We start from the raw sequence: 16226 nt of genomic DNA, 5'->3' as shown, positions 1-16226 counted from the left end.
TACCCTCATTCCCTCCCCGCAAGGGGGAGGGAGGCTTGTCTGGTGGGCGGGCAAATATGGTACCAAGCCAAAGGCTTCGAGGAGACACAATGATCCAGCCGCAGATGCCGCAGACGACAAACTGGCAGTTCAGCATTGATGTGGAAAAGCTGGGTTGGCTGACCATCGACACGCCCGCTTCGCCGGTCAATACGCTGAGCCGACTGGCCATCGAGGAACTCGAGGCGCTGGTGGGGCGGTTCGAGGAACTGGCCAAGAGCGGCGAACTGGTGGGGGTGATCCTGCTCAGCGGCAAGGATAGCGGCTTCATCGCGGGCGCCGATATCAGCGAATTCGACGCGATGAGCGATTTCACTGTGCTGCCGGGCGCGCTGCAGCGCACGCATGCGCTGCTGAGCCGGATCGAAGCCCTGCCGATCCCCATGGTGGCCGGCATTCACGGCTTCTGCCTGGGCGGCGGGCTCGAACTGGCTCTGGCCTGCCACTATCGGGTGGCGGTCAACAGTGACAAGACGCGGATCGGCTTTCCCGAGGTCAATCTGGGGATCTTTCCCGGCTTTGGCGGCACCGGGCGCTCGATCCGCCAGGCCGGGCCGGTCGATGCCATGGGGATCATGCTGACCGGCCGCATGCTCAAGGCCGGCGCGGCGCGGGGTCTCAACCTCGTCGACAAGCTGGTGCGGCATCGCGACAATCTGCGCTGGGAAGCGCGCAAGGCCGTGTTGCAGAACCGCAAGTCTGCCGAGGCAGGCCTGGTCAAGAAGGTGATGGCGATGGGGCCGCTGCGCGGCTACGTCGCGGGCAAGATGCGGACCGAGGCCACCAAGAAGGCGCGCAAGGAACATTATCCGGCGCCCTATGCGCTGATCGACCTGTTCGAGGCGCATGGCAATAACTGGCAGGCCATGAGCCATGGCGAGATCGAGCGCTTCGTGCCGCTGATGGGCAGCGATACGGCGAAAAACCTGCGCCGGGTGTTCTTTGCCTCGGAGGCGCTCAAAAAGCAGGGCGCCAAGGGCGTCAAGTTTGCCCGGGTGCATGTTATCGGCGCCGGGGTGATGGGCGGCGACATTGCCGCCTGGTGCGCGCTGCGCGGCATGAGCGTAACGCTGCAGGATCTCGACATGGCGCGCATCCAGCCGGCGCTGGATCGCGGCAAGAAGCTGTTCCGCAAGCGGCTGAAGAAAAAATACGAGGTCGATGCGGCCGTGCTGCGGCTCGAGGCCGATCCGACCGGCAAGGGCGTATCGCGCGCCGATGTGATCATCGAGGCGGTGGTAGAAAAGCTCGAGGTCAAGCAGGCCATTTTCGGCGGACTGGAAGACCGGCTCAAGCCCGGCGCGATCCTGGCCACCAATACCTCGTCGATCGAGCTTGAACGCATTGCCGAAAAGCTCAAGGATCCGGCGCGGCTGATCGGGCTGCATTTCTTCAACCCGGTGGCGCAGCTGCCGCTGGTGGAGGTGATCCGGTCGAGCTTCAATACCGATGCCGAAATCGGCAAGGGTGCGGCCTTTGCGCTGGCCATCGGCAAGAGCCCGGTCGTGGTGAAGTCGGCGCCGGGGTTCCTCGTGAACCGGGTGCTGATGCCCTATATGCTGGGCGCCGTGGAGCGGGTGGAGCGTGGAGAAAGCAAGGAATTGCTCGACGCGGCAGCGGTGGCCTTCGGCATGCCGATGGGGCCGATCGAGCTGATGGATACGGTCGGGCTCGATGTCGGCAAGTCGGTGGCGACCGAACTGGGCCATAGCGTCCCCGAGGGCAGCAATTTCGACACGCTGGTCAAGGCCGGCAGGCTGGGCCGCAAGAGCGGCGAGGGCTTTTACAAGTGGGTCGATGGCAAGGCGGTCAAGGGCGAGGTCCCGGCGCATGCCGATCTGGCCGGGCTGGGCCGCGAACTGGTCAAGCCCTTGGTCGACATGACCGAGGTGGTACTGGCCGAAGGCGTGGTCGCCAATGCGGGACTGGCGGATATCGGGGTGATCATGGGCACCGGCTTTGCGCCGTTCCTGGGTGGTCCGTTGCAGGCAAGAAAAGATGGCAAGGCATGAAATCGGTCCCGCAATGCGTGATGCCGGCCTGCGACAGGCGTTCGCCTGCGCTCCGGTGCTCACGTAGTAATCTACGCTCCGCTCCGGTGCTCGGCGCACACCTGCCTCGGCTCGGCCTGACGCATTCCAGAACCAATTTCCGGAGAGAACATGACTGAACTTCGCAGAGTGGCCATTGTCGGGTCGGCGCGTCTGCCGTTTGCGCGGGGCAATACCGCCTATGCCGAGGAGACCAACCTGTCGCTGCTGGGCACGGTGCTGGCCGGGCTAGTGGACAAGTTCGGCCTCAAGGGGGTCAAGATCGACGAGGTGGTGGCGGGGTCGGTAATCGCCCATAGCCGCGACTTCAACATTGCCCGCGAGGCGAGCCTCGATGCCGGCCTGTCGCCGCGCACGCCGGGGACGACGCTGCAGATTGCCTGCGGCACGAGCCTGCAGGCGGCCCTGATGCTGGGCGCCAAGATTGCCAGTGGCGAGATCGACAGCGGCATTGCGGCGGGCTCCGATACGGTTAGCGACAGCCCGATCGTCTTTGGCGACAAGTTCCAGCACCGGCTGCTCAATGTGAACAAGGCACGCTCGACGGGCGAGAAATTCAAGGCGTTCAAGGGCTTTTCCTTTGGCGAGCTGACGCCGGTGGCGCCCTCGGTCAACGAGCCGCGCACGGGGCTGTCGATGGGCCAGCATTGCGAATTGATGGCGCGGGAATGGGGCATTACCCGGCAGGCCCAAGACGCGCTGGCCGTGGCCAGCCATGTCAACGCCGCCAAAGCCTATGACGAGGGTTTTCACGACGACCTGTTGGTGCCCTGTGCGGGCCTGGTGCGGGACAACAATGTGCGCGCCGATGCCAATGTCGAGAAGATGGCAACGCTCAAGCCGGCCTTTGACAAGGCCAGCGGCCTGGGCACGCTGACGGCGGGCAATTCGACGCCGCTGACCGATGGCGCCTCGGCGGTGCTGCTGGCCAGTGAAGAATGGGCGCGCGAGCGCGGGCTGCCAATCCTGGCCTATCTCACCATGGGCCGGGTGGCGGGCAATGACTTCGCCCATGGCGAGGGCCTGCTGATGGCGCCGACCATTGCGGTGAGCGAACTGCTGGCACGGGCCGGGCTGGGCTTTGCCGATATCGACTATTTCGAGCTGCATGAGGCGTTTGCGGCGCAGGTATTGTGCACGCTCAAGGCCTGGGAAGACGCCGATTACTGCCGGACCGTGCTGGGTCGGGAGGTGCCGCTGGGGCCGATCGATCCGACCAGGATCAACGTCAAGGGATCAAGCCTGGCCTATGGCCATCCCTTCGCCGCGACGGGCGCCCGTATCCTGGGGCTGACGGCCAAGCTATTGTCGGCTGAACCGGGCAAGAGAGCGCTGATCTCGGTGTGCACCGCGGGCGGGCAGGGGGTAACGGCGCTGGTGGAGAGCGCAGCATGAGCGACAATGTCGTCAGATTCCGGCAGCCGGAAAAGAAAAAGCCCGAGCCGCCGGTGAAGAAGCCGCGCGGGCCGATGCCCGGCTGGGTGCCCTTTGCCGGATTGATCGCGCTGGCGCTGGTCATCTATGCGGCGCAGAATGCCGGTTTGCTGGGCGGCTAGCCTAATTTTCTCCCATTGTTAAATTCCGCGCAAAGATTTTGCGTGCTGGCACAGCTTTGCGCCATGAAGAAAGTGCAAAGGGCATGCCGTTTACGTCAATCTTTTGCTTGTCAGTGGACGGATTTGCGTAATAGCGTCCATCAATCTTGGCGGGGGGGACGGTGTTCCCGGCCACAGAGTACGGTAATCCGCGGCATTTCGATCGCGGGAATAAGACTTTTCAGGATTCCACAAGGAGATGGGACGAGCATGAAAATCACTCAAACCCTCACAGCGGTAGCGACCGCCAGCGTCATGGCGCTGATGATGAGCACGGCTGCTTCGGCCGTGACGCTCAATATGATGAACGGCTCCGAGCCCGGCTCGATCGACCCGCACCAGGCGTCGGGCGATTGGGAAAACCGCATCATCGGCGACTATATTGAAGGCCTGATGACGGAAGATGCCAATGCCGAGGCCATTCCCGGCCAGGCCGAGAGCTTCACCGTCTCCGAAGACGGCCTCGTCTACACATTCAAGCTGCGTGACGGCATCCAGTGGAGCGATGGTGAGCCAGTGACGGCGGAAGATTTCGTCTTCGCCTTCCAGCGCCTGTTCAATCCGGCGACCGCCTCGGACTATGCCTATCTGCAGTTCCCGATCAAGAACGGTTCGGAAATCGCCGAAGGCACCGTGACCGATTTCAACGAGCTCGGCGTCAAGGCGCTTGACGACAAGACCGTCGAAATCACCCTTGAAGGCCCGACGCCGTTCTTCCTGCAGGCCCTGACCCACTATACCGCCTATCCCGTGCCAAAGCATGTGATCGACGAAGTGGGCAATGACTGGACCAAGGTCGAGAACATCGTTTCGAACGGCCCCTATACTCCCACCGAATGGGTGCCGGGCAGCTATATCAAGTCGGTCAAATCAGAGACCTACTGGGACGCCGCCAATGTCCAGATCGACGAAGTAAACTACTTCGTGCAGGACGACCTCTCCGCCGCGCTGTCGCGCTACCGCGCCGGCGAATATGACATCCTGACCGACATTCCGTCCGACCAGGCCGAGTGGATCAAGACCAACCTGCCCGGCCAGGACTATTTCGCCCCGTTCCTGGGCATCTACTACTACGTGATCAACCAGGAAAAGGCGCCGTTCGACAATCCGGACGTGCGCAAGGCGCTGTCGATGACGATCAATCGCGACGTGATCGGTCCGGACGTGCTGGGCACTGGCGAACTGCCGGCCTATGGCTGGGTGCCTGAAGGCACGGCCAATTATGAAGGCGTCGAGCCCTACCAGCCCGAATGGATCGGGCTTGATTATGGTGCACGCGTGACGGAAGCCAAGGCGATCATGGAAGGCCTGGGCTATACGGCGGAATCGCCACTGTCCTTGCAGCTCAAGTACAATACCAATGACAACCACCAGCGCATCGCCGTGGCGATCAGCTCGATGTGGGAGCAGATCGGCGTCAAGACCGAACTGTTCAACTCGGAAACCGCCGTGCACTATGACAGCCTGCGCGCCGGCGACTTCCAGGTTGGCCGTGCCGGCTGGCTGCTCGACTATTCCGATCCGTCCAACACGCTCGACCTGCTGCGCAACGGCATCATGCAGGACGGCGCGATGAACTGGGGCAACAACTATGGCCGCTACGCGAACGACGCGTTCGACGCCCTGATGGACCAGGCCACGACCGAGCAGGATCTGGTGGCGCGTGCTGCGCTGCTGGGCCAGGCCGAAAAGATCGCCATGGATGAAACCGGCGCGATCCCGATCTACTGGTACATTGCCCAGAACGTGGTTGCCCCGTCGGTGACCGGGTTTGTCAGCAATGCCTCGGACATCCACCGCACGCGCTGGCTGACCAAGGCCGAGTAAGCTTGTAGAATCCGGCGGCGCCGCTTCCTTGCGGAGCGACGCCGCCATTTTATCCACCCGATGACGCCTGACGATCACGGCGCGGTGGATGTGAAAGGTCCCTAATCCATGTTTGGATATGTAACGCGGCGCGTGCTGTCGGCCATTCCGGTAGCACTGATTGCCGTTACAGCCTGTTTCTTCATTCTGCGGCTGGCTCCGGGCGGCCCGTTTGACGGGGAACGCGCGCTGCCGCCCTCGACGCTGGCCAATCTGCGCGCGCACTACAATCTCGACCTGCCGCTGATCCAGCAATATTTCATCTATGTCGGCCGGCTGCTGCAGGGCGATTTCGGCCCCTCCATGGTCTATAACGACTTCACCGTCGCCCAGATGCTGTGGATCGGCCTGCCCTTCACCCTGATGCTGGGCTTTTCGGCCTTTATTATCGGCACGGCGGTGGGCATGGTCGCGGGCGCGCTCAGCGCCGTCAACCAGAACAAGTGGCCCGATTACATGCTGGTCATGATGGTGATGATCGGGCTGGTGATACCCAATTTCCTGATGGCGGCGGTGCTGCAGCTGGTGTTTGGCGTCTATCTCGGCTGGTTCCCTGCCGGCGGCTGGCAGAACGGGTCGATCGCCCATCTGGTGCTGCCGATCACCGTGCTGGTGCTGCCCCATGCCGGGCGCACGGCGCGGCTGATGCGCGGCTCGATGATCGAGGTTCTCGGCACCAATTATGTGCGCACGGCGCGCTCCAAGGGACTGGGCCAGCGGCTGATCCTGGCGCGGCACGCGATCAAGCCGGCGCTGCTGCCGGTGGTCTCCTATCTGGGGCCGGGCCTGAGCTATCTGCTGACCGGATCCCTGGTGGTGGAGCAGGTGTTCGCGCTGCCCGGGATCGGCAAGTACTTCATCAGCGCCGCGCTCAATCGTGACTACGGCCTCGTGCTGGGAACGACCATTTTGTACATGTTGATCATCCTGGCAGTGAACCTGGTGGTCGACGTCCTTTATGCCTGGCTCGACCCCAAGGTGAGGTACAACTGATGGCCGGCATTACTGGCAAGGACGCGCTGCTCACCGAATATGCGCAGCGGCTCGAAACCCTCGACGCCCCCAAGGGGCGCTCGCTGACGCAGGACGCCGTGCGGCGCCTGGTGCGCAATACCGCAGCGGTCATTTCGGTCTTCGTCGTCATCGCGATCGTGCTGTTCGCCTTTGTGGGGCCTTATCTGCTGCCCTGGACCTATGGCGAAATCGACTGGAGCAATATCCGCAAGCCGCCCAATTTCGAGGCCGGCCACTATGCGGGCACTGACCAGAACGGGCGCGACATGCTGGCCCGCATCATGCAGGGCACACAGATGAGCTTGATCGTGGCCGGCGTCGCGACGCTGGTCTCGGTGATCATCGGGGTGGTCTATGGCGCCGTGGCGGGCTATTTCGGCGGCAAGGTCGATGCGGTGATGATGCGCTTTGTCGATATCATGTATGCGCTGCCCTATATCCTGTTCGTGATCCTGCTGGTGGTGATCTTCGGACGCAATCCGGTGCTGCTGTTTGTCGGCATCGGGTGCCTGGAATGGCTGACCATGGCCCGCATCGTGCGCGGGCAGACGCTCAGTATCAAGGAACGCGAATTCGTCGAGGCGGCCAAGGCGGGCGGGGCCAAACCCTGGACCATCATCATCCGGCACATTGTTCCCAATCTTACGGGACCGGTGGTGATCTATGCCACGCTGACGGTGCCCGAAATCATCCTGACCGAAAGTTTCCTGAGCTATCTGGGGCTGGGCGTGCAGGAGCCGCAGACCTCGCTGGGCACGCTGATCAGCTTTGGTTCGCCAGTGGCCGAGACGCTGCCCTGGATGCTGATCGGGCCGGCCGTCGTGTTGGTGAGCCTTTTGCTCTGCCTCACCTATATCGGGGACGGCTTGCGCGATGCGCTCGACCCCAAGGATCGCTAAGATGACAGAAGTCCTTAAAGTCGAAGACATGTCGGTCACGTTCGAGCTGCACCAGAGCGAGGTGCAGGCCGTACGCGAGATGAATTTCAGCCTGTCGGCGGGAGAGACTCTGGCCGTGGTGGGCGAATCGGGCTCGGGCAAGAGCCAGGCGTTCCTGGCGATCATGGGCCTGCTGGCGCGCAATGGCCGGGCCGGCGGGCGCGCCATGATGGGCGATATCAACCTGATCGGCATGGCGCCGAAACAGCTCGATGCCTATCGTGGCAAGGACATCGCCATGATCTTCCAGGATCCGATGACCTCGCTGAACCCGACGCTGCGGGTCAAGACGCAGCTGGCCGAGGTGCTGGTCAAGCATCGCGGCTTCAACCAGTCCGATGCGGTCAAGACCTCGATCGAGATGCTGGAGCGGGTCGGGATTCCCGAACCGGTCAAGCGGGCCCATGCCTATCCGCACGAATTATCGGGCGGCATGCGGCAGCGGGTGATGATCGCCATGGCGCTGCTGTGCCAGCCCAAGATTCTGATCGCCGACGAGCCGACCACGGCGCTCGACGTGACGGTACAGGCGCAGATGCTGGACCTGTTCAAGTCGCTGACCGAGGATTTCGGCACCGCGCTGGTGCTGATCACCCACGATCTGGGCGTGGTGGCGGGCGTCGCTGACCGGATGATGGTGATGTATGGCGGGCGCGCCGTGGAAAAGGGCGGCGTCGACGACCTGTTCTACGATCCGCGACATCCCTATACGCTGGGCCTGCTGCATTCGACGCCGCATATCGCCAAGCGCGCCGCGCGGCTCGACCCGATCCAGGGGCTGCCGCCGAGTCTGGAGCACCTGCCCAAGGGCTGTTCGTTCAACCCGCGCTGCGCCTTTGCCTTTGACCGGTGCCTCGTCGAGCGGCCGCCGCTGACCGAAACCGGCGAGGGTCGGCAGAAGGCGTGTTTTTATGAAGGCCCGATGGCCTATGGCGAGGTCGCATGATGAACCAGACTCCCGTCGACCTGCTGGAAATCCGTGACCTGAAGAAGACGTTCTCCATTTCGGGCGGGCTGTTCTCCAGGCGGCTGACGCTGACGGCCCTGGAGGACATCAACTTTTCCATCCGCCAGGGCGAGACGCTGGGCATTGTTGGGGAAAGCGGCTGTGGCAAGTCCACGCTTGGCCGCTGCATCCTGCAGCTGCTGGCGCCCGACGAGGGCAAGGTGCTGTGGCTGGGGCAGGATCTGACGCGGCTGCCGGCCGAGGAAATGCGCATGCGGCGGGCGGACCTGCAGATCATCTTCCAGGATCCGCTGGCCTCGCTCAACCCGCGCATGACGGTGGGCGAGATCATCGCCGATCCGCTGCGCACCCTGCGGCCGGAGCTCAACAAGACCGAGCGGCGGGCACGCGTGCTCAAGACCATGGAATCGGTCGGCCTGCTGCCCGAGATGATCAACCGCTATCCGCATGAATTTTCCGGCGGGCAGGCGCAGCGCATCGGCATTGCCCGGGCGCTGATCACCGAACCCAAGCTCATCGTCTGCGACGAGCCGGTCTCGGCGCTGGACGTCTCGATCCAGGCGCAGATCCTCAATCTCCTGGCCGATCTCAAGGACGAGTTCGGGCTGACGCTGATCTTCATCAGCCACAATCTGAGCGTCGTCCGGCACGTGTCGGACCGCATTCTCGTGCTCTATCTCGGGCGCATCGTGGAGCTGGCCGAGGGCGACGAGATCTACCACGATCCCAAGCACCCCTATACAAGGGCGCTGCTGACGGCGGTGCCGATCCCCGATCCGAAGCTGGCGCGGCAGCGCAATATCGATGCCCTCAAGGGAGAAATCCCCTCGCCGATCAATCCGCCCTCTGGCTGCACCTTCCGGACGCGTTGCCGCTTCGCCATGCCCTATTGCGCCGAAAGGCGCCCCCCGCTGGAGCGAATCGAGGGTGACCGGCTGGTGGCCTGCCATCGCTGGCGCGAGATCGAGGTGCCCAAAGAGGCGGTGATCGCCGGCTAGAGCATTTGGCTTGTCGCGTTTTCGAACCGCAAAAGTGGAGCCGCTTTGCTGAAAAGGCTTCAGGCGCCCAGCGCCTCATAGGCCGCCGCGATCGTCGCGGCGGTCGTTGCCATTTCCGCGTCGGAAAAGTCGAGCACACCGTGCTCGGCCATCAGGGCGTGGTATTGCTGGCGCTCATAGGGCACGCCGCGGGGCAGGGGCACGACATGCCAGTGCAGATGGCTGTTGCCCTGCTGGCTGCCCAGCGAAAGCACATAGATGCGCTCGGCCTCAAAGACCTGCTTGAGCGCCCGCGCCAGGCGGTGGACCACGGCCTGCAGCGCCAGGTATTGCGCCGGGGAGATATCCTCGGCCAGATCCTCGCAATGGGCGATCGGGCAGACCAGGGCATAGCCAGGCTGGGTGGGGAACCTGCTCAGAAAGGCGATGCTGTCACCGTCCCTGGCGATGACGTGATGGGCATAGTCCGGATTGCCGGCAATCAGCTCGCAGATGAAGCAGGGGCCATTGCGGCTGCGCTCGACATGGCCAGCAAGGTCAAACGCCTGACGGCTCACGTGGCGGGCTGGTCCGGGCCGGCATCGCTGCGACGGTCATTGGCACCGACATCGATGGTTTTGCGGCGGCGGTCGGGGCCCTTGAACTGCGGCGCCTCGATGAAGCTGCGCGGATTGGCCTCGATGCTGTCGAGGCGGGTCTGCAGGTGATTGGCGGCAAAGGGCTTGCGCAGAAATTCGGTGACCCCTGCGTCGCGGGCGGCGGCGATGCGCTCGGCATCGGGGGCGGCGCTGATCATGATGATGGGCACCAGCCGGTTCGGGCATTCGGCATGGGCGCGCAGTTTTCTGGTGAAGGCCACGCCATCCATGCCCCCGAGCACGTCATTGATGATGACCACGTCAAAGCTGCGGCGCATCAGTTCGGTCATGGCCTTGCCGGCATCATTGGCCTCGCGGATGTCCTTGCGACCCAGGCCACGCAGCATGGTGGTGACCAGGCCGGCCATATAGGCGGAGGGGTCGGCGACGAGCACGCCTCGCTTGGTGATTTCCTCATTGGCCATGTCGGCGTCCTGTCTGAAAGAGCGGGAGCAGCTTAGCGCGGCTTTGCCTATGAGGCGTTAATAGGCTAAGCGGATGCATACCGACGGCTTGACGACATTTGCATGAAAACACCGGCCAGACCGCGTTGACAGGGGGGGGCATTTTCCCTATGTATGCCGGCAAGTTTCCGGGCGCCAAGGCGCCCCTTTTGTTTGACCAAGGAATCATCTGATGAAGATCCGCAACTCGCTGAAGGCGCTGATGACTCGCCACCGCGCGAACAAGCTCGTCCGCCGTCGCGGCCGGGTTTATATCATCAACAAGGTAGACAAGCGCTTCAAGGCCCGCCAGGGCTGAGCGATCGCTTGATCATGAATTGACTGACAGGGCCCGCGCAAGCGGGCCTTGTTGCGTCTGGGGGATGGCGGTCCGCTAGCAGAGCGTTAGGGATGACATGCAGCCGTGCTTCACCTCGCCACGGCTGTGGTGCTAAGGGCTTTTTTGCCTGCCGTCCATCCGGACGCATTTCTGCAAAAATATATATTACTATCAATAGTTTGAATTGTTTTCGGCCGCCGCTGGCCATTTTAGGTGCTGTCTTGCAGCGCTTTTTGCGAGGTTGGACCATGCTGAAGACCCGGACGCTGACTGTCCTGATCAATCGGTCCGTCGACGATGTCTATGGCTTCCTGAGCAATCCGGCCAATCTGGCGCGCTGGACCTTGCTGGGTGAGGGGCGGGCCGAACCGGCAGAAGGCCCGCTCGTCTGGTCCTATGTTGGCGCGGATGGGCATGTGCTGGTGCGGTTCAGTGAACCCAATCCCTATCACGTGCTGGACTATTCGCTGCAGTCGGGGGTGCATGTGTGGCAATCGTCAAGCGTGCGGCTGATCCGCAACGGCAATGGCTGCGTGCTGGTGCATACCTCGGTGCAGCAGCCGCTGGTGTCGGACGCAGCGTTCGAGTCCGAGGCAGAATGGATGCAGGCCGACCTGCTGGTGCTCAAGACACTGATGGAGCGTTGAGAAGGGCAAAGGCGGAGCAGCAGGACCGGGCAGCGCCCCCGCGGTCTTGAAATGGTGGCGAACCATCCCATCTTGGCTGGGAATGGAGACCCTGCAATGACCGTAGATCGCGTTTCGGCCCAATATGACATCGAAAAGAAGTCGCTCGTCGTTGCCTATGTGCTGTGGTTCTTCCTGGGCTATGTGGGGGCGCACCGCTTCTATCTGGGCCGGCCGCTGAGCGGCGTGATCATGCTGGCGCTGTCGGCGGTGACGCTGCTGCTGACGCTCGTCTCGTTCGGCGTGCTGGGCTTTTTGTGGTTCGTCGTCGGCCTCTGGTGGCTGATCGACGTACTGCTGATCCCCGGCATGGCCGCAGGCCGCAACAGCCGCATTGCCGACCGGCTGTTTGGCCGCCGGTACTGAGCGCCGGAATCGGAGAGCTGACTGCAGCATGATGCCGGGACTGCTGGCCCGGCATCGGGGTTAGCTGGTCAGAAGGCGGCCTGGTAGATCGCAAGAATATCGGCAATGCCCAGCGGGCGGGGATTGTTGTCGATCAGGCGCTTGATGGCAAAGGCCTCTTCGGCCCAGGCGGGCAAGTCTTCCTGCCGGGCCCCATGGCTGGACAGGCGCATATCGATGCCCAGATCCTGGCAATAGGCGAAGCTGCCGGCCAGGATGCCTGCGATATCGGCGCTGCCGGTAAGGCCAAGGGCGCTGGCGACGGCGCCGGTCTTTTCCGGACGGACTTCGGCGTTGAAGGCCAGGACATGGGGAAAGATGATGGCATTGGCCAGGCCATGGGGCAGCTTGAGGCGGGTGCCGAGCGGATAGGCCAGGGCGTGGCCACCGGCGGTATTGACCGGGCCCAGGCAGATGCCGCCGTAATAGGAGGCCAGCATCATGCCGGAACGGGCTTCGGTATCGGTGCCGTCGGCCACGGCGCGGGCGAGATAGCGCCCCACCAAGGCAATGCCCTGGCTGGCATAGAAATCGATCAGCGGATGCGCCTTGATATTGGTGAAGGCCTCGACGCAATGGGCCAGGGCATCGACGCCGGTAGCGGCGGTGACCGCGGCCGGCACCGAATAGGTCAGCTCGGGATCGAGAACGGCGATGTCGGCCAACATGAACGGGCTTTCGACCGCCAGCTTGGCCAGCGTATCGGGATTGGTCACCAGCGCACGGATGCCGGCTTCAGAACCGGTGCCGGAGGTGGTGGGCACCTGGGCCAGGGCGGTGCGGCGGCCCTTGACCTTGCCGGAGCCGACGAGGTCGAGCACGGCCTCGTCGCTGTCCCACAGCACGGCGACGAGCTTGGCCACGTCCATGACCGAGCCGCCGCCCAGACCGATCACCAGATCGGGGCGGAAGGCGCGGGCCGCGGCCAGAACGGCAGAAACGGCCGGCAGGTCGGGCTCGGGCGGCAGGTCGATAAAGGTCTCGACCGTGCCGGAAAGGCCGATGCGCTCGACATAGCCCATAGTGGGCGCCATGGCGACGACGAAGACGCGGCTATAAGGGACAGCCCAGTCGCCAAGCCGGGCGACGGCGCCAGCGCCGATTTCGAGCCGCGCCGGCTGCAGCAGGGTGATGGGGCGGGCCATGGACAGCGTTGGCTCAGACATTTTCCTGCGCCTCAAGTACGGCCATCTGGGCCCAGACATTGTCGATCTCGGCCTGGCTCAGCTCGACCAGTGGCGGGCGGACGCGGGTCCAGCCGGGATGGTTGCGGCGGCGGGCCAGCATGGCCTTGATGGTGGGCAGCTGGACATAGGCGTTGGAAAGGTCGCGCCAGGCATTGATGCGCGCCTGGGCGGCGTCCACCTTGGCGTCCTGCGCGGGATCAAAGAAGTTGTCGAAGACGACGCGCAGATGCTTGCCGATGAGGTTGGAACTCGAGGTGATGCAGCCGGCGCCGCCCGAGCGCAGCAGCGGCAGCATGAAGGGATCGGCCCCGGCCAGCACCGAGAAGTTGGCGAAACTGCTGGCAAAGGTCTGCATGCTGTCGAGCTTGCCCGAGCTGTCCTTGATGCCAACGACCACGCCGGGAAAGGCCTCGAGCAGGCGACCGACCAGTTCCACCGACAGCCCGACCTGGGCGATGGGGGGAATGTGGTAGAGCACGACGCGCAGATCATTGCTGCCGACGGCCTCGATCACCTCGGCATAGAAGCGGAACAGACCCTCGTCGCTGACGCCCTTATAGTAAAAGGGCGGCAGCACGACGGCCGCCTTGACGCCGGCGTCGACGGCATGGCGCACCAGGGTCACGGTATCGGGGACATTGGTCTGGGAGGTCCCGGGCAGCAGGCGCTGTGGATCGATGCCGGCAGCGATGACCTGGTCGAGCAAAGCCTGGCGCTGGGCGATGGAAAAGGAATTGGCCTCGCCGGTTGTGCCGAGCATGGCGATGCCGTCACAGCCTTCCTGCAGCAGGGCCTGGCAATGGGTGGCGAAGGCGGCGTGGTCGGGGGTGCCATCAGCCAGGATGGGGGTGGCAGCGGCGCAGAAGACGCCGTGAATGGGCAGGCTGGCAGCGGGGTTCATGGCTTTTTTCCTGCAACCAGGCGCCTTGCATAGGCGATGGCTTCATTCATGTTGGTGTGGTTCGCCTTGCCGGTGCCGGCAATGTCGAAGGCGGTGCCGTGATCGACCGAGGTGCGGTCGATGGGCAGGCCGAGCGAGACGTTGACGGCGGTGTCGAAGGCGACGAGCTTGATGGGGATATGGCCCTGGTCGTGATACTGGGCGATGACCAGGTCGAAGGCGCCGTTATAGGCGCGATAGTAGAGCGTATCGGCCGAGATCGGGCCCTGCACGTCGATACCCTCGGCCCGGGCCATGGCCACGGCCGGCACGACCTGAACATCGTCCTCGGTGCCGAAGAGGCCATTCTCGCCGCAATGGGGATTGATGCCGGCCACGGCGATGCGCGGCTTGGCATAGCCGATGCGCTTGAGGTGATCATTGCCGGCGCGGATGGTGGCGAGGATCCTTTCGGGCGTGGCCCGGTCGATGGCCGTCTTGAGCGAGACATGGGTCGAGACGTGGATGACCTTGAGGCGCTCGGAGGCGAGCAGCATGAAGGCCGATTTCTGGCCGGTCAGCGCGGTCAGCATGCCGGTGTGGCCATCATAGTGATGGCCGGCCAGGTTGAGCGCTTCCTTGTTGATGGGGGCGGTGACGATGCAGCCGATGCGGCCGGCTTCGGCATCGCGGACGGCCTTTTCGATGAAGCGGAAGGCGGCGTCGCCGGCCCGCGGGTCAAGCTTGCCCCAGGGCAGCGGCCCGCCTTCGATCGGCAGGTCCTCGACATAGTCGTCAAGCGCGATGTCAGCGCTGGTGGCGGCCTTTGCCAGCTCCAGCGTGGCGCGGTTGCCGTAGATACGCGTTCGCGCGCGGTCGGCGGGGCTCATCTCCGCCAGGGCGCGAACCGCGATCTCGGGGCCTACGCCGGCCGGGTCGCCCATGGTGATGCCGATAAGGTCGCTCAACTGTGTTCTCCGTCGATCCATCCACGTGGGAGGCGGACATATTTGATGGCCCGCCGGAAATAGGTGTAGGCGACATGCAGCGCGCCGTCCGGCCCTTCCAGCAGATAGGGATAGGACAGTTCCTGGTTGCGGCCGTCGACCGAATTGTTCGACAGGCACGTGCCGGAACTGTCGTCGATGACGCGGCGCAGCGGAAAGCTCAGCCCGCCATCGGTAGAAATGCACAGCGACAGCGGCGCGCGGGGCACGCCCCAGACCGGGGCGCAGCCGCCGGATGCGTCGGGGCGGTCATCGCCCTCCTCGATCTCGTCATAGAGCGAAACGCGGCGGTCGGCAGAGGTTGCGGCGGAGGCCGGGTTGCAGACCATGGCGAGGCGCCCGTCGGCCAGGCGGATGACATTGATGGAGGAATTGTTGTTGGGCACGTCGGTGGGCTGGGGCGCCGACCAGGTGACGCCACCATCAAGGCTCTCCGAGCGATGCACGAAATCGGACTGACGGCGGCGATAGAAGGCCACCATGTGCGCGCCATCTAGCGGCACGATGGTCATGTGTACTGAACCGATGGAGCCGGGCACTTCGCTCAGGGTCCAGGTGGCGCCGTCGTCATGGCTGACGGCGACGCCGGCGGTATCGTGGCTGCCGTTCCAGCGCTGGCCGGGGCGGGAGATGCAGCGGAAGACCGGCATCATCCAGGCGCCATCGGTGCGGCGCACAAAACGGCCGCGCACGAAGGTGCCGAGCGGCAGATCGACAATGCGGGGTTCGGCGCCGGTCAGCGTCGCGCCATCGACGCTGATGTGGCGGGCACGCAACAGGCATTCGTCCTGATTGCCGGAGGGTTGGGCGGTGTGAAACAGCTGCCAGTCGCCATGACCGTTTTTCGTCAGGACCGGATTTTGCTCGGACCGATCGGGGTCGTTGCTGAGCTGGATGGCGGGGCTCCAGCAATCGGCGCCGGGCACCAGGGTGGACGCATAGATAGAAATATCGGACTTGCCCTCAAGGGTGCCGCCGAACCAGAGGCAGGCCAGCGTGCCGTCGTCCAGCAGTTCGATGAAGGCGGCATGATTCTGCACCATGGGGGAGGGCAGATAGCCCTCGACGCGCCCGGCTGGTCCGGTCGTCAACTGCCCGGTCATGCGCGCTTCGATCTCTTGCGGAGTCATGCTTCCCCCCCTCGCTTGTTGGTTGCGCCCAAACTTTACAGT

At 63.9% G+C, this 16226-nt stretch carries 17 protein-coding genes; 11 read left to right on the top strand and 6 right to left on the bottom strand.

From position 1 onward, the window contains the following. The first annotated feature begins 89 nt into the window (after window positions 1-89). From AC4NN3_RS12950 to AC4NN3_RS12915, 8 genes are all read left to right on the top strand, one after another. Window positions 90-2051 carry a 3-hydroxyacyl-CoA dehydrogenase NAD-binding domain-containing protein gene (locus AC4NN3_RS12950; protein WP_491927502.1) on the top strand — a complete coding sequence of 654 codons (1962 nt, stop codon included), beginning with the start codon at window positions 90-92 and terminating at the stop codon, window positions 2049-2051. 150 nt (window positions 2052-2201) lie between these two features. After that, entirely contained in the window at window positions 2202-3485 is a 1284-nt protein-coding gene (locus AC4NN3_RS12945; RefSeq protein ID WP_491927501.1) for an acetyl-CoA C-acetyltransferase, read from the top strand. Then, window positions 3482-3646, top strand: a complete 165-nt coding sequence (locus AC4NN3_RS12940) for a hypothetical protein (protein WP_491927500.1) — start codon at window positions 3482-3484, stop codon at window positions 3644-3646. Before AC4NN3_RS12945 ends, AC4NN3_RS12940 begins: the two co-directional genes overlap by 4 nt. A 249-nt stretch (window positions 3647-3895) precedes the next feature. Next, window positions 3896-5512, top strand: coding sequence for a peptide ABC transporter substrate-binding protein (locus AC4NN3_RS12935; RefSeq protein ID WP_491927499.1), 1617 nt, complete (start codon window positions 3896-3898; stop codon window positions 5510-5512). Window positions 5513-5620: 108 nt separating this feature from the next. Beyond that, complete coding sequence (locus tag AC4NN3_RS12930) at window positions 5621-6544, top strand: ABC transporter permease (protein WP_491927498.1); 924 nt, start codon at window positions 5621-5623, stop codon at window positions 6542-6544. Further along, window positions 6544-7464, top strand: coding sequence for an ABC transporter permease (locus tag AC4NN3_RS12925; protein WP_491927497.1), 921 nt, complete (start codon window positions 6544-6546; stop codon window positions 7462-7464). Before AC4NN3_RS12930 ends, AC4NN3_RS12925 begins: the two co-directional genes overlap by 1 nt. A 1-nt stretch (window position 7465) precedes the next feature. Continuing rightward, entirely contained in the window at window positions 7466-8449 is a 984-nt protein-coding gene (locus AC4NN3_RS12920) for an ABC transporter ATP-binding protein (RefSeq protein ID WP_491927496.1), read from the top strand. Further along, on the top strand, window positions 8446-9468 hold the full coding sequence (locus AC4NN3_RS12915) for an ABC transporter ATP-binding protein (RefSeq protein ID WP_491927495.1): 1023 nt from the start codon (window positions 8446-8448) through the stop codon (window positions 9466-9468). The genes AC4NN3_RS12920 and AC4NN3_RS12915 overlap by 4 nt, the downstream gene beginning before the upstream one ends. 59 nt (window positions 9469-9527) lie before the next feature. Here the strand turns inward: AC4NN3_RS12915 and AC4NN3_RS12910 are convergent, their stop codons facing one another. Together AC4NN3_RS12910 and AC4NN3_RS12905 are read right to left on the bottom strand one after the other, a co-directional pair. Beyond that, window positions 9528-10025, bottom strand: coding sequence for an HIT family protein (locus AC4NN3_RS12910; protein ID WP_491927494.1), 498 nt, complete (start codon window positions 10023-10025; stop codon window positions 9528-9530). Next, window positions 10022-10531: a response regulator gene (locus tag AC4NN3_RS12905; RefSeq protein WP_491927493.1), complete on the bottom strand. Its 510-nt coding sequence runs from the start codon at window positions 10529-10531 to the stop codon at window positions 10022-10024. Before AC4NN3_RS12905 ends, AC4NN3_RS12910 begins: the two co-directional genes overlap by 4 nt. Window positions 10532-10742: 211 nt before the next feature. Between AC4NN3_RS12905 and ykgO the strand changes: the two genes are divergently transcribed. The 3 genes from ykgO to AC4NN3_RS12890 all read left to right on the top strand — a co-directional run bounded on the left by ykgO (window position 10743) and on the right by AC4NN3_RS12890 (window position 11941). Next, a complete protein-coding gene (gene ykgO / locus AC4NN3_RS12900; protein ID WP_046105532.1) occupies window positions 10743-10868 on the top strand; it encodes a type B 50S ribosomal protein L36 in 126 nt (41 codons plus the stop codon). A 269-nt stretch (window positions 10869-11137) separates the two neighbouring features. After that, on the top strand, window positions 11138-11536 hold the full coding sequence (locus tag AC4NN3_RS12895) for a hypothetical protein (protein WP_491927492.1): 399 nt from the start codon (window positions 11138-11140) through the stop codon (window positions 11534-11536). A gap of 96 nt (window positions 11537-11632) precedes the next feature. Further along, on the top strand, window positions 11633-11941 hold the full coding sequence (locus AC4NN3_RS12890) for a TM2 domain-containing protein (RefSeq protein ID WP_491927491.1): 309 nt from the start codon (window positions 11633-11635) through the stop codon (window positions 11939-11941). Between the two features lie 68 nt (window positions 11942-12009). On the opposite strand, the gene AC4NN3_RS12885 is transcribed toward AC4NN3_RS12890, so the two are convergent. The 4 genes from AC4NN3_RS12885 to AC4NN3_RS12870 are packed head-to-tail and all read right to left on the bottom strand — an operon-like array spanning window position 12010 to window position 16184. Then, window positions 12010-13146 (bottom strand): iron-containing alcohol dehydrogenase, encoded by a 1137-nt coding sequence (locus AC4NN3_RS12885; protein WP_491927490.1) that lies wholly within the window; start codon window positions 13144-13146, stop codon window positions 12010-12012. After that, on the bottom strand, window positions 13139-14068 hold the full coding sequence (locus AC4NN3_RS12880) for a dihydrodipicolinate synthase family protein (RefSeq protein ID WP_491927489.1): 930 nt from the start codon (window positions 14066-14068) through the stop codon (window positions 13139-13141). The genes AC4NN3_RS12885 and AC4NN3_RS12880 overlap by 8 nt, the downstream gene beginning before the upstream one ends. Beyond that, window positions 14065-15015 (bottom strand): 4-hydroxythreonine-4-phosphate dehydrogenase PdxA, encoded by a 951-nt coding sequence (gene pdxA / locus AC4NN3_RS12875; RefSeq protein ID WP_491927488.1) that lies wholly within the window; start codon window positions 15013-15015, stop codon window positions 14065-14067. Before pdxA ends, AC4NN3_RS12880 begins: the two co-directional genes overlap by 4 nt. Continuing rightward, window positions 15012-16184, bottom strand: a complete 1173-nt coding sequence (locus tag AC4NN3_RS12870; RefSeq protein WP_491927487.1) for a sialidase family protein — start codon at window positions 16182-16184, stop codon at window positions 15012-15014. Before AC4NN3_RS12870 ends, pdxA begins: the two co-directional genes overlap by 4 nt. Window positions 16185-16226 lie beyond the last annotated feature (42 nt).

The sequence above is a fragment of the Devosia sp. MDV22-iso42 genome, from assembly GCF_058629155.1.
The sequence above is the reverse complement of the archived record's forward strand: the minus strand, read 5'-3'. Positions and strand labels throughout refer to the sequence as shown.